12 protein-coding genes and 1 pseudogene are annotated in these 13,146 nt (G+C 67.8%); 8 read left to right on the forward strand and 5 right to left on the reverse strand.

Annotated elements, in window-relative coordinates; translation table 11 throughout:
• The first annotated feature begins 894 nt into the window (after positions 1-894).
• From AB0959_RS30400 to AB0959_RS30420, 5 genes and pseudogenes are all read left to right on the forward strand, one after another.
• Positions 895-1,275 (forward strand): CU044_2847 family protein, encoded by a 381-nt coding sequence (locus AB0959_RS30400; protein ID WP_366829843.1) that lies wholly within the window; start codon positions 895-897, stop codon positions 1,273-1,275.
• A 2-nt stretch (positions 1,276-1,277) separates the two neighbouring features.
• Positions 1,278-1,820, forward strand: a pseudogene (locus AB0959_RS30405) (serine protease); the annotation flags it as partial.
• Positions 1,821-3,287, forward strand: coding sequence for a hypothetical protein (locus AB0959_RS30410; protein WP_366829933.1), 1,467 nt, complete (start codon positions 1,821-1,823; stop codon positions 3,285-3,287).
• Positions 3,284-4,255 (forward strand): MoxR family ATPase, encoded by a 972-nt coding sequence (locus AB0959_RS30415; RefSeq protein ID WP_366829844.1) that lies wholly within the window; start codon positions 3,284-3,286, stop codon positions 4,253-4,255. The genes AB0959_RS30410 and AB0959_RS30415 overlap by 4 nt, the downstream gene beginning before the upstream one ends.
• 46 nt (positions 4,256-4,301) lie before the next feature.
• Positions 4,302-6,944: an SAV_2336 N-terminal domain-related protein gene (locus AB0959_RS30420; protein WP_366829934.1), complete on the forward strand. Its 2,643-nt coding sequence runs from the start codon at positions 4,302-4,304 to the stop codon at positions 6,942-6,944.
• 385 nt (positions 6,945-7,329) lie between these two features.
• Here AB0959_RS30420 and AB0959_RS30425 read toward each other — a convergent pair whose 3' ends face one another.
• Positions 7,330-7,875: an ATP-binding protein gene (locus tag AB0959_RS30425; RefSeq protein WP_366829846.1), complete on the reverse strand. Its 546-nt coding sequence runs from the start codon at positions 7,873-7,875 to the stop codon at positions 7,330-7,332.
• A 205-nt stretch (positions 7,876-8,080) separates the two neighbouring features.
• Between AB0959_RS30425 and AB0959_RS30430 the strand changes: the two genes are divergently transcribed.
• Complete coding sequence (locus AB0959_RS30430) at positions 8,081-8,317, forward strand: DUF397 domain-containing protein (protein WP_366829847.1); 237 nt, start codon at positions 8,081-8,083, stop codon at positions 8,315-8,317.
• An 87-nt stretch (positions 8,318-8,404) separates the two neighbouring features.
• Positions 8,405-9,307 (forward strand): helix-turn-helix transcriptional regulator, encoded by a 903-nt coding sequence (locus tag AB0959_RS30435; protein ID WP_366829848.1) that lies wholly within the window; start codon positions 8,405-8,407, stop codon positions 9,305-9,307.
• A 36-nt stretch (positions 9,308-9,343) separates the two neighbouring features.
• Here AB0959_RS30435 and AB0959_RS30440 read toward each other — a convergent pair whose 3' ends face one another.
• The 4 genes from AB0959_RS30440 to AB0959_RS30455 form a co-directional block, all read right to left on the reverse strand.
• Positions 9,344-10,201 (reverse strand): SAM-dependent methyltransferase, encoded by an 858-nt coding sequence (locus tag AB0959_RS30440; protein ID WP_366829849.1) that lies wholly within the window; start codon positions 10,199-10,201, stop codon positions 9,344-9,346.
• Positions 10,202-10,290: 89 nt separating this feature from the next.
• A complete protein-coding gene (locus AB0959_RS30445) occupies positions 10,291-10,845 on the reverse strand; it encodes a sigma factor-like helix-turn-helix DNA-binding protein (RefSeq protein WP_366829850.1) in 555 nt (184 codons plus the stop codon).
• Between the two features lie 23 nt (positions 10,846-10,868).
• Entirely contained in the window at positions 10,869-11,933 is a 1,065-nt protein-coding gene (locus AB0959_RS30450; protein WP_366829851.1) for a helix-turn-helix transcriptional regulator, read from the reverse strand.
• A gap of 151 nt (positions 11,934-12,084) precedes the next feature.
• Entirely contained in the window at positions 12,085-12,351 is a 267-nt protein-coding gene (locus AB0959_RS30455) for a hypothetical protein (protein ID WP_366829852.1), read from the reverse strand.
• Between the two features lie 578 nt (positions 12,352-12,929).
• Between AB0959_RS30455 and AB0959_RS30460 the strand changes: the two genes are divergently transcribed.
• On the forward strand, positions 12,930-13,145 hold the full coding sequence (locus tag AB0959_RS30460; protein WP_366829853.1) for a DUF6207 family protein: 216 nt from the start codon (positions 12,930-12,932) through the stop codon (positions 13,143-13,145).
• The last annotated feature ends 1 nt before the right edge of the window (position 13,146 follow it).

Raw genomic sequence — 13,146 nt, forward strand, 5'->3', positions numbered from 1 at the left:
GCAGCGAGTTCGCTGACGCGGCGGGCCAGTCCCTTGCGAGAGAAGCATGCCTCGTGAAGCAACTGCCCCAGTTGTTGATTGGGTTCCCGCTGATGGCCCATCGTGCCCCCGATCTGCTCTCCGTTCCTTCATGGTACGAACCCGCTACTGCATTACTAAGTCTTTACCTGCAATGCGCCCTCTTCGAGCCCCCCAGAGCGTCTGTCGTCCAGTGCACCGCGCCTAGGCCCACCCTGCTCGGGTCACGGAGAGTGCTTCACAACAGGCATCCAGTGGGGGCGGCAAGCCGCTCCCGGTCGTAGGGGGTTGGGTATGTCCAGGGGGTGGCGCAGGAGGCCGGAGTTGTCGCGAGGTCTCTCGTTGGCAGCAGTAGTGGGTCTGACGCTCGTGCTGGTCGCCGTTGCACCATTTGGTGACCAGTCAAGCGTGATCGCACCAGTATTGGCGGATGTGGTCGTGCGAGTAATCAACCGGGGAAGCGTCGAGCGTGAACACACACGTCCTGTGAAGGCTGACCGGCGAGCAGAGAGGCAGAGGGCAGGCACCGCACGGCTGCGCGCGGGGGCGTGCCGTCGCTCGGGACACTGCACACCGCGCACTGACTCTCGGTCTGCTCGGTCGCGATGTAAGCGCTGGCGTATTCGCCGGAGCCGCGGTAGCCGGAGGCGCCCTGCACGCCCGAGCACCACGCATCCGTGAATGGAGCCTGGGCCGGTGGGATTGAGGAGACACTGCCTGCGTCGACGTGAGAGCCAGTATGGCGAGGGCCGCCCGGCCCCACCGGACGGGAGGCTCTCTGACGACAGTTATCACATCGCTGGCCCTGGACGGGCGCACATAGGGAAGTGGCCTGAATGGCGGCTCAACGGCTGTTCTGCATGGCATAGTTGAGCCATGGGGGAGTTTGTGGAGTTCACGTTCGACGACGGCCAGGCAGTGCTGGTGGAGGTCTTTCCCAGTCCGCTCGCCTCTGCCTCAGGGCAGGCGTCAACACCCGGGTCAGCGCCGCTTGTGCCTGTCGCCGGCGACGGGAACGGCCGGGTGGCCCGTGCGGCTCAAGGCGCGCTGCGGCAGGTATTGAAGCCCTTGGTGCCGGTACTTCAGTCCGTCCACGACACGGTCGCGGCAATGGACCAGCGGCCGCACCAGATCACGGTGGACCTGGGAGTCAAGGTCGGTAACGATCTGACGCTGGGCATCGTGGCCAACAAGGGTGAGGCAAGCCTGACGGTTACCGCTAGCTGGAACCTTGACACCTCCGCACCGACGGCATAGCCATGCATCGCGGGTACGGTAATGATCCGGACGCCCGTATCCGCAGAGCCTGGGCCACCGTGCACGCCCGTCATTCCTCTGCGGCAGGCTTCGGCGCAGGTGTCGTCGTTGCGAACAGCGTTCTTGTGACCTGCGCTCATGTCATCAACGCGGCTCTCGACCGGGACAAGCTGGAAACCGCCCCACCGACAGCCGAGGAGATGGCCCACGTCGAAGTCTCCTTCCCAGGCTCGAGCGGGCTCCGTCACCCTGCCAAATTGGTGCACTGGCTTCCACCTGAGGTAGACGGAGGGCAGTGGTGGGGCGGCGACCTCGCGCTCTTGAGCGTGGAGAGTCTCGATCAGAGCGTCGTACCTGTGCCGATCAAAGAGGCATGCGGCCGCAGGCTGTCCACGTGGTATGCCCACGGCACCCCACGCTCCCTCGTCGACGTCGTTCTACAGACCAGCATGGGGCCCTGGTACATCCTGGACCCAGGGAACGCACCGCTGAAAATCCAACCCGGACACAGCGGCGCGCCGCTGTGGGACCGAGAGCGCGGCTGCGTGACCGGACTGATGGTCTCCACGGAACCCGACAACCCCCGCTCATACGCCATCCGCGCATCCGCACTGCTACAATTTCTCGCTGCTGCGGACGTACTGCCGGAAGCCAGACCGCTGAGTCCAACGGAACGAACCTCCCGGCGCGCGCTCATCGCCACTGTCGACCTGCTGTCCGACAGCACCCTGACGCGGTGCGCGGAGCGCTTCAGCCGCGCCCTCGACCTGCCCTGGAACCCGGACACCCCCGAAACCTTGGTCGACCTGGCGACGGAACATCCACGCGGTATCCCAGTGCTCCTCGACACGCTCACGAAGGACGGACCCGTCGCGACGCGTGTCCGGGAGACAGCGGCACAGCTGACACCGGTACGCCTGCTGACCCCGGCAGAGTACGACGAACTGATCGAACTGCTGGGCCCCGCCGGATACGCGGATCTCCGTAGCGGAGCCCGCCTCGCCGTCCCCGACCTCCTGCTGACCTACACGGGACAGGACGACATCAGGACTCTGATCGAGGATCTGGAGGACCGGAGGACCGAACCCGGCGTCGTACCTCACCTGCTCCAGGTCGTCGAGGAGGTCGCTGCGGTTCGCGGAGCAGACGGAGACACCCTGCGTGCCTGGGCGGAGCCCGTGGCCGCACGCGCGGGAGCCCTCCCCGGAGCCATCAGCCAGTGCCGGTCATCCGCCGCATCCCGAGCCCGCGCGCGTACCGCGGATCCAGTGCTGCGCGTATGGCTCTGGGCGGAGCCGGCGGCTGACGCCTTTCACTACGTCATCCGCCTCTACGACGGCCACGGACGCGACGCAGGCACCTGGACGGACAAGGACACCCTGCACAGCAGGTCACAGCTGTGCGCCGCTCTCTCCGAGGCAGTCGGCCAGCTCGACCAGTACACGGAATCGGCAGGCGTGGAGTTCCTGCTCGAGGAGGGCTACTTCGGTCTGGCAGTGGACCGGTTCCCGACCCGAGCCGGAGCACTGGGTGACAGAGCAGTCGGCCTGGACCGGCCGGTGGTCATACGAGGGCAACACGTGCCCCGCAAGGGGCCATGGCAAGAGAGATGGGCGCTGCGCCAACATCCCGGAGCAGGCCCCTGGGTGGTCCTTGACGAGGGCGCCGCGAACAACACGCTGACGGACCGACGCGACATCGCCTGCGTCATCGCGTGCTGCCCACCCGAGGAACGCGACCGCACGCTGGCCCTGTGCCGCTGGCTCGGTGTGCCCGTCGTTCTCTGGCACCGCGGTGCCCACGGCCAGGAAGCCGCCCACGCCCTGCGGGCCGTCGTACGGGAGGACTGGCCCCACAGTCTTCCGCTGGAGGTATGGCGGCAGCGGGCCGCAGCACTGAACGACACGGCACACATGGGTGCCCATCTGGCCCTGCTGTGGGAGGACCCGCGATGGCAGCCGCCGGAACCGAGGCTGTCAAACCCGACGAGACCGGGAGGTGGTGCCGCGTGAGCGGTGGACGCGAGCAGGAGCGGCTCTTCCGCGGCGACGGCAGTACGTACGACGACGCCGTGCCGCTGCCCGAACCTCCGCCGTGGCGGCGGCCGCGGCCGGACCACGATCCCGAGCGCGCCCGCCGGCCGTATCTCATCGGCCGGGAGCAGGTGGAAGTGGTGAACGCCGCCCTCAGGCTGCGCCGACCCCTCTTGGTGACCGGCGCCCCTGGAACCGGTAAGTCGTCCCTGGCCCACGCCGTTGCCGGCGAACTCGGACTCGGACGGGCCCTGGTATGGCCGGTCAACACCCGAGCGACGCTCACCGATGCCCTCTACCGCTACGACGCCATCGGCCGCCTGAGAGAGAAGAAGGACGGCGCAGACGACATCGGCAGCTTCGTACGCCTGGGACCGCTTGGTACGGCGTTGGCGACCCAGCACGAAGGACGACCGAGACTGCTGCTGATCGATGAACTCGACAAGAGCGATCTGGACCTGCCCAACGACCTGCTGTTCGTACTGGAAGAGGGCGAGTTCACCATTCCCGAACTGGTCCGCCTTCCCGCCGAGCAGGCGGAGGTGGCAGTCCATGTCGAAGGCTCGCAGGATAAGGTCCGGGTACGGCACGGCACCGTCCGCTGCCAAGACTTCCCCGTCGTCGTGATCACCAGCAACGGTGACCGGGAATTCCCCCCAGCATTTCTGCGCCGCTGCATCCGGCTGGAACTGCCGCAGCCCCGGCCAGCCCAGCTCGAGGCCATCATCCGGGCACACTTCGCGCAGGACGGCCTGGAACGCCTGGAGACGGACTGGCCACGAGTGGAGCAGCTCATCCGGACGTTCACCGACCGCCGCAGTCTCGGTGGACTCGCCACCGATCAGTTGCTGCACGCCATCCATCTGCTGCTCCAGGGCCTTGATCCCGACGACGAGCATCTGAAGGAGGCGGTGCTTCGTGAGCTCAGGGACGGGGGAATCCGGTGAGCTGGGTGATCCCTGGGGTGCTCGTCTCCAAGCCGCGCTGAGGGACGTGGGAGTAGACCCCGCGAACCTTTCACCCAGAGAGTTCAGCGATGCGCTGTGGCTCGCCCTGCACCAGCCGCGTGGCGACACCCCTGTTGCTCCGCGCTGGTCCCAGAACAGTCCCCAGTCCGAAACCGCTCGCGCCGTAGACGAGCGAACGGATGCCTTCGGCGAGGACGACACCGCACCCTCCTCCGCCGACGGCCGGCACGCTGTATACCCCCTCAGCCCACATAGGGGAGGCGTCACGCCGGGCACGCCGGTCCGTATTCCCGGAGTCAGGGGCTTGCCTCACCCGCTGGCCATCGCCAGAGGGCTGAAGGCACTCAAACGACGTGTACCCTCCCTGCACCAGTATGAGCTGGACGAGATCGCCACCGCCGAGGCGATCGCCGATGCCGGGGTACTCGACGCCGTGATCCGCCCCGTCCGGGATCGCTGGCTCCATCTTGTGCTGGTCGTCGACGACGGCCCGTCCATGAGCCTGTGGGACGACACGATCAGTGAACTGGCCGACGTACTCACCGGCTCAGGCATCTTCCGCTCGGTGCGTGTACGCCCTCTCGCCGCGCCCGCCTCCGACGCGGCTGACCGCACAGTCGTCTTGCTGGTCACCGACGGAATCGCCCGCCATTGGCACACCGGATGGGCCCATTACCGCATGGCCGCCCTGGCCCGGCGGGCACCGACCGCGGTGGTGCACCTCTTCCCGACCCGGCTGTGGAGCAGCACCGCCCTGGCAGCCGAACCCATGACCGTCCGAGCGAACGGGCCGGCGTCGCCGAACACGCTGCTGAGCACGCACCACCCCTGGCTGCCCGCCTCACTCGGCTCAAGGCCCGCCCTGCCCGTGCCTGTCCTCGAACTGGCCGAATGGGGACTGCGCCCCTGGGCCGAGATGGTCGCTTCACCCGGCGGGACCGCCACACTCCGGGTCATCGACGCGGCCCGTCCCGCACATCCTGACCCCTCCACCGGCGCAACGGAATCCACCGCCACTGAGGACGACCCTGCCGCCCCCGGCACTGCCGCCCAGCGCATACAGGCATTCCGGACCACGGCATCACCCGAGGCCTATGAACTCGCAGGCCACCTCGCAGCCGTCGACCCGTTGACACTTCCCGTCATGCGCGTCGTCCAGGCCGCCGCACTGCCTGACAGTAACCGCGCCTGCCTCGCCGAAGTACTGCTGAGCGGCCTGATGAACATGGACGACTCACTCGACGGCCACGACGTCTTCTCCTTCGCACCGGATATACGGGCCCTGCTCCGCACGGTCATCAGAGCTGGTGCGGCCCGAAGCACCGTCGACGCCGTGAGCGACTTCATCCGGCCGCGCCTTGACCGAAGCCCTGACTTCCCAGCTGTCATCGCGGACCGCACAGGCACACTGACCCTTCCGGAGAACGGCGAACCCTTCGCCGAACTCCCGCGGCCGCAGACCCCCGAGCCACTTCGCGAACCCGTTTTTGGCGATCCATCCGCCACCGTTCGAGGACCGGTGGACAGGCGCGGCTGGAAGCCGAGGCTGGAACCAGCCCGAGTCCACGCGCTGATCGTCGGCATCGAAACCTACGGCGTCGGGACGTCGTGGGACCTGCCCGGGCCGGCCCGTGACGCCGTACGCTTCCACCAACTGCTGCGCGAATCGGGCGTACCGGAGGCCAATCTACGACTCCACCTCGCCCCGCTGGCGCCGTACGCGCCGGAAATCCCCTACGCCCCCGCTGACCACGGCGCCCTACGCCGAACCATGGTGCAGGACCTGCCCGTGACATCGGGCGACATCTTGTGGGTGTGGTGGGGCGGACACGGGGTGCTCGACAGTTCCGGGCAGCTGCAGCTGTTCACCGCAGACGCCACCAGCACTGACAAACTGTGCATCGACCTGGACTCCGCCCTCACCACGTACGCCAGCGACGCGGTGCCCGGCTTCGCCGAGCAACTGTGGGTCGTGGACGCCTCCTCGAACTTTGAGGAGTCCTACCCCTCCTGGGAGCCATTGCCGCGATACTCCCTGCCTGTGGGCCGGCCCGATCCCACCACCCACCAGGCGGTGTTGCGCGCCGCCAGCCCCGGGCAGGTCGCTGCCCGTGACCCCGCGCACGGCACAGGGCTCTTCTCGGACGTCCTGCTTGGCCTGTTGACCGACCGTGCCGCCGTCCTGCCTGCTCTTCCGGACCCGGAGGAACTGTTTTCCGCCGTCCGGGCACACTTCGCGGCTCTCCAGGAAACGGGCCGTACTGTGCAGCGACCCGAACTCCGGTTCCAGAGCCAGGGAGGTACCGTACTCTTTTCTCCCCGGTCCGACCCTGCCGACGAAGCTCGATCTGCCTCCCCATATTCCAGACTGGATCGGATCGTGGAAGCCTTGCTCGCGTACCCTCTGATGAGCGACCCCGCCGAGCGGCACACCGTAGTCGCCTCACTGGACCCTGGCATCACGGGTACGCTGCCTCGTCACGCCAAGGCACGAACGGACATCACCGGCATCGTCACAAGTCTGGCACGGCGACATGCTCAGGCATTGCAGGAACTGTTCGACGCCGTGGCAGCCGTCGATGACGATCCTGAGCGGGGACAGGAACTTGCCTCAGCCCTCAGGGAGTTCGTCGCACAGGTACCGCGCGCGCCCGACCGCAACAGGTGATGCGGGATTCAGCGAACCTAGCACCCGTCGTTTGAGCAACTTGGTTCCGGCTGGCTGCTACTGCGGCCTGGGGGGACTTTTCCAGCCGGTGTTAGTCCAGGCGGTCGAAGCGGTTGCGGCAGGTCGGTGGCGCAGCAGCTGACGCCGGGGAGGGCTGAGATCTCCATCGGGCTGGTCGAGGTCCGCCTGCCCTGTATGTAGCTGCACCGTCGCCAGATGAGATCAGGTGCGAGGGTTGGCGCTCGGCCTAGACCTGCTACCGAGGCGTTGAGCCGACCGTCGAGCAGTGTCATCTGCGATTTGGAAAACCATGCTGCCTGTCCTCGAGTGCGCCCAGGACGAAGTTACCTGCATACGCCAGCCCCAATCACCCGAACTGACCCGCTCAGAGGCCGGGGGTGGCGATGCGCGCCCAGACGGTTTTTCCGGTGGGGTCGGGTTCGGAGTAACCCCACTGGCTGGTCAGGGCGTTGACGATGAGCAGTCCCCATCCGGTTTCGGCGAGGGGGTGAGGCTGGCGGGGGGAGGGGGGAGCGGGGCTGGGGTCGGCGACGGTGCAGATGAGGGCGCCTCCGGTGCGGGCCATGCCCAGCCATGCCTTGGCGGAGTGTTCGCGCTGTCCGTCCAGGGCGTGTCGGACGGCGTTGGCGGTGAGTTCGCCGACCACGGTGGTCATGTCGTCGGCGAGGGCGTCAAGCTCCCAGTCGTGGACCACGTCGCGTGCGAAGCGGCGGACGCTTTCGAGGCTTTCGCGTTCGCAGGTGAAAGCGCGGGCGGCGAAGCCTGCCGCGCTGATCCCGAGGGCGAGGCCCCAGTCCGGTGTGGTGGGCGGAGCCAGCGTCGCGTGTTCGAACGGGCCCGGATGGGCGGGAAACAGAGCTGGAGAGATTCCCGTGGCCCGGCTGAGTGCCGCTGCCCTTGTTATCGCCACTGTTCATCCCCCCGGAAGACGTCCAGCTGACGGGCTGTGAATCCCTCGCCCTGACGGGTAAGTATCCTCGCCGCCCCGCCCTGGATGCAATTGCATCGGTGACTTGCATCCGAACGGGACGGAAAGGGAACGCATGTCCCCAGAGTGAAGGCTGGAAAGGGCCAGAGGCAGGAGAACTTCGGACAGCACTGAAAGAAGGTGGGAGATGGAGCAGATCAGCAGCGGCGTCCCGGCGGATTCACTGCGCGGGGTGGTCTGGGTGAAGAGCCGGCACAGCACGGCCGACGGGAATTGCGTCGAGCTGGCGTTACTGGCCGGGGGAGCGGTGGCGGTGCGCGACTCGCGGGACCCCCAGGGTCCCGCGCTGGTGTACAGGCGGGCGGAGATCGCGGCCTTCATCGCGGGGGTGAAGGCCGGCGAGTTCGACCCGATCGTCGGCTAACGCGCAAGAAGAAAGGCCCAATTGGGTCCTTGCCGGGCGGCATCCTGGGAAACTGACGCTCGTCGTCCGTCCTTCACAGGAGACTCGATGCCTACGTCCGCCCGCCCGGTCGATGCCCCGACCCTGGAGTACTACCTCGCCGCCTCCGCGCGCAGCCCGATCGCGCTGCGCCTGGTGCTGGGCCATCTTCTGCGCACGCTGCGCAAGGCGGCCGGGATCGACGCGGAGGCGGCGGGCCGGTCCATTCGCGCCTCGGAGGCGAAGATCTCCCGGATGGAACGGGCGCAGGTCACCTGCAAGCTTGACGATGTGATGGACCTGCTCGCCCTCTACGGCGTGAGCGACAGCCAAGTCCTCGCTCACTTCGCGGAGATGGTGCGCGCCTCCCGCCAGCCCGGATGGTGGCACCGCTTCGACGGAGTCCTGCCGGATTGGTGCGGGAAGCTGATCGGCCTGCAGGAAGCCGCCTCCATGATCCGCACCTACGAGGTCCAGCTGATTCCCGGCCTCTTGCAGACCCCCGCCTACACCGAGGCGGTGATGCGCCTGGGCTACCCCCTGGCCCAGCAGGAAGAGATCGACATCCGCGTGGAACTGAGGATGGCCCGCCAGACCCTCCTCGCCCGCTCGGACGCCCCCCACCTGTGGGCGGTCCTCGACGAGGCCGTGCTCCACCACGCCATCGGAGGCGAGCACGTCATGCGCGAGCAGGTGCACCACCTCGTGAAGATGGCCCAACTCGACCACGTAACCCTGCAGATCGCCCCGTTCAGCCGCCCGGCCTGCGTCGCGGCCGGCTTTCCCATAACCCACCTGCGTTTCAACCTGCCTGCCCTGCCGGACATCGTCTACCTCGAGCAACTGCGGGACGCCGAATACCTGAACAAGCCCGAAGAGACTGACCACTACCGCTCCGTCCTGGACGGCCTGGCCCAGGCCGCGCTCTCCCCCCAGGAAAGCCTGGACCTGCTCGAGCACCACTTCGGCTGAGCAAACCCGCCTGACCTACCAATCCCGCTGCGCGGATCAGGGCGCGCAGGCCACGCCGCCGTACTCGGCCCATTCCGGGCCCGTCTCAGCGCCCCGGTCACCGCCCGGGCGCCACTGCGAGACATCGACCAGCCCCGGCGCCAGCAGCCGCAGCCTGCCGAAGAGCTCGTCGACCTCCTCACGGGAGCGCACACGACCCCATCGTCCGCCGGCCGCCTCACGCAGCAGACGGGTGGCCTGCTGCCGTACCACCGCGTCCTGGCTGGTCAGGTGGCTGGCCGCGACGAAGCTTCCCGGTGCCAGCAGCGACGCGGTGTGCCCCAGCAGCCCGGCCGGTTCGTACACGGTGTGCAGCGCCGAGACGAACAGCGCGGCCACGGGCTGGCTGATGTCGATGAGCCTGCCCACGGGCGGATCGAACACCACGTGCGCGGCCTGGACCGGCTCGGCCCGCACCACCATGGTCCGGCGCCGGTCCTCCCACACGGCCCGGGCATGCGCGAGCGCCAGCGAGTCGTTATCGGCATACACCACACGTGCCCGCGGATCGACGCGCTGGGCGATCTGATGCACGCCCACCCGGGCAGGCAGCCCGGCGCCGAAGACCAGGAACTGCCGCACACCGTACTCACGCGCCAGGCGGCTGGTCACTCGCAGCAGGAACCGGTGGCCGGCCTCGGCCGCCCGCCGGGCGCCGGGAGCGATCCGCAGCAGTTGCTCGCACACCTCGCGGTCGGCTGGGTAGTGATCCTTGCCGCCCAGCAGGAAGTTGTTGATCCGGGCAACGCTGGGCGATGCGACATCGTCGATGTCGCCCAGCGGTAACCGCCCGCGCTCCACTACGGCACCCCACCCCGTCGAGCCACAGCACACGGCATGCTGCGGGCCCTCCATGGTAGGAAAACCGTTCTCTGGCGGGGTAGTTCTGTGCAGAACCACCCGGGGCAGTCGGAAGTGCGCTACGAGCGCCCGGCGCGTTCAGTTCACCGGCGCACGCGGCCGGTGCCCCGATGCGCCCCTGGCACGGCGGGAACGTCCGTTAACCGTCCGGGCAGCGCCCGCTGGGCCATCCGCAGATGGGAAGCGACCACCGGTTTCTCCACCCCCATCAGCTCGGCCGCCTGCGCCTCGCTCAGCTGAAGCCGGCAGCGCAAGATCACTGCATCCGCCTGGGCCCTGGGCAGTGTCTGGTGTACCGCGTCCAACTGCTGGTTCTTGTTGGCGCCCTGCCCGCGCAGTGCCGAAGCGATCAGGGCGTCCAGCAGTCGCCAGGCAATCGCCGCCGGGCGGGAACTGCTGATGACCGTCGGCCAGATCGTGGCCAGGTTGCCCAGAGCCGCTTCGACGACCTTCTGGCTCGCCCACGCATCCTGCACTCGCTCGCGCGTGTACCGCAGATAGCGTTCACGGTGCAGCAGGCAGAAGGCCGTGTACTCCACCGGCAGCGTCAGCACGAGAGCCTGCTGCGCGGGCTCGTCCTGTGCGAGCGGAGCGCAGAAAGCCAGGACAGGCTCGTTGCCGCGGCGGCGCAAGGACAAGAACATGGCACCTCTCTTCAGACTCAAGGGGACTCGGGGCGGGCGGGGGGAAGCTGCCGAGGGCTCTGCGGAATGGGATCCAGGCAGTACAAGAAGGCGTAGTGGATGGCCTCCCACAACGGCCGGATGTCGGAGGGCCAGCCACCCAGCGCCGTCACCAGGGCCGCCGTCTGCTCCCAGCCCGGGACCATCTGACCGCTCAGGATGTCGCTGATCACCTGGGTGCTCAGCGTGCCCCGGGACGCCTTGCGGATGACACCGAACTGCGGGCGGCCGGCAGCCAGATGAAGCCCCTGCAAGGCCGCCTGTAGCCGGGCCACCGCATCCGGGATCGCATGCCGGGGCGCGGGCACCAGCCCGTGGGCGCTCTCGAACAGCACACTCAGCTCAGCCGGATCCTCACCGAACAACTCCACCAGAGCGTGCACCACCGGCCAGGTCGGCTTGCGCTCGCCCGACAGGATCCGCGACACGTACGACGGAGACAGCGTGGTCTGCTCGGCCACCTCCTTGATCGTCAGGCTGCTGGAGCGGTGCAGATACGACAGCGCCGAGGCGAGCTTCGCCGACGCCCGCTCGGCCGCCTTCGACAGCGGCGCCCCCTCTCCAGCCGGCGACGCATGAGGCTGCCGCACCGCAGCACGCTCTGCGGCTCGCCGCTTCAGCCGGGTCTGCACACGGCTCTCCGCCCACCGGGTGCGCGCCGTCGTCGCACTGACCTGAGCGGCCGCAGCCACCTGCTTCCAGTCCGCACCCTGGTTGCGGGCGTCGTGGACCGCCGCAGCCGTATAGCACTCCACCTCCCGGGTCACCTCGTCGGCATAGCGCAGGAGCTCGGCCAGCGGCCGCCCGTCATACTCAGCCTCCAGCAGCGCCGCCGCCAGAGCCTGCAGGTCCTCCGCGATCCGCCGGCCCAGCGGATGCGCACTGCGTGCCTGCTGCTGTCCCAGTCGGCCGTCCCGCTCACGCTGGGCCTTCTGGCGGCAGGCGATGCTGCAGTATTCCTTCTTCCGTCCTGGGCCGTTGGCCTGGGCAAAACGCTCCCGGCAGTGGCGGCAAATGTCGTAGCGGGGACTGGTGCCCGCCATCGTTCCTCCCAAGTGCTGAGGTTTCTTTCCGCGATGCGCGGGTTCTTGCGCATCCGGAAGAGGAACTCGTTGTTTCGGCACGGTGCAAGATCAACCAGTGGGATGACGGGCGGCGGCGCACCGGATGGTCCGCCGCCGCCCGCTCCACCGGTCAGCTCAGCCGAAGACGCTGGTAATGACAGTGCGACTGACGCACCGACATGACCAGGCCTGCCACGACCGCGGCGGTGGCGGGAGCCGTCCACCAGCCACGGATCAAGATCACAGCCACCACGACGACGGCCAGGAACACGCTTGCCTGCACCGTGACAGTCCAGGCACTCGCAATGCGTGTTTCGTTCCCGGGAGGACGCGGAATGCTAGCGTCGTCGCGAGTTGCCGCCTGGAACAGGGCGGCAATGGAAAGCCGGTCAAGCACGGGGCACTTACCTGCCTTTCTTGGTCTGGTCCATAGGGGACCCCGGAGTCGGTAGCCAGCCTGTCCGGGGTTCCCTGCGTCAACGGACCGTAATGCCTCCGTCACACGCGGCGCTATATAAACGGTTCATCGCGCAAAGTTCGAATGCCTCAGCGATGACTAATTGCCGAACGGTGGCGCCGCGAACACTCGACTGGTTTCACTCCGGCCACCTTGTGACCACCCATGACCGCAAATGATCGAGCGGCCTATCCGCCTGCATAAGCGCAGCGACCCTCATGGCCGTTCCAGCCGAATCCGCCGCGCAGTACCACCGAGCGCACCACCCGGAAGGCGAACACGCCTCTCAGGCCGGAACCGCCCGGCACAACGTCCCACGAACGTTTGCGCAAACTTGCACCGCGCCCTGCAATGACAACGCACCACCGCCTCGTGCCGCGTTGGAACCCTTCACCCATATCAAGAACCCACGCAAGACGCAGGCACTCTCGGGTCAACCTCAATCAGCCTGTGCGGCCCATGGGTGAACATCGCCCCCACCTGCAACGGCGCCCCAAGCGCCGCCCGTCTGAAAGAGCATGACCACCTCCTCGCACGCGGCTCATCTGCGCGACCCTGACATGGTCCGCATCACCATCGACGGACTCGACGAAGCGGCCGTCCTCGCCTTCGCCCACCAGCTCACCAGTCTCTGCGAGGCAACCGGCCCCAACCGGCCTGTCCCCGTTCCAGGCGAACCAACCGTCAGCACCCTGCTCTACGCCCGCATCAATCGCTGCCCGAAGAGCTCGTGAC

This window comes from Streptomyces sp. NPDC046862, assembly GCF_040704615.1.
Classification (GTDB): Bacteria; Actinomycetota; Actinomycetes; order Streptomycetales; family Streptomycetaceae; genus Streptomyces.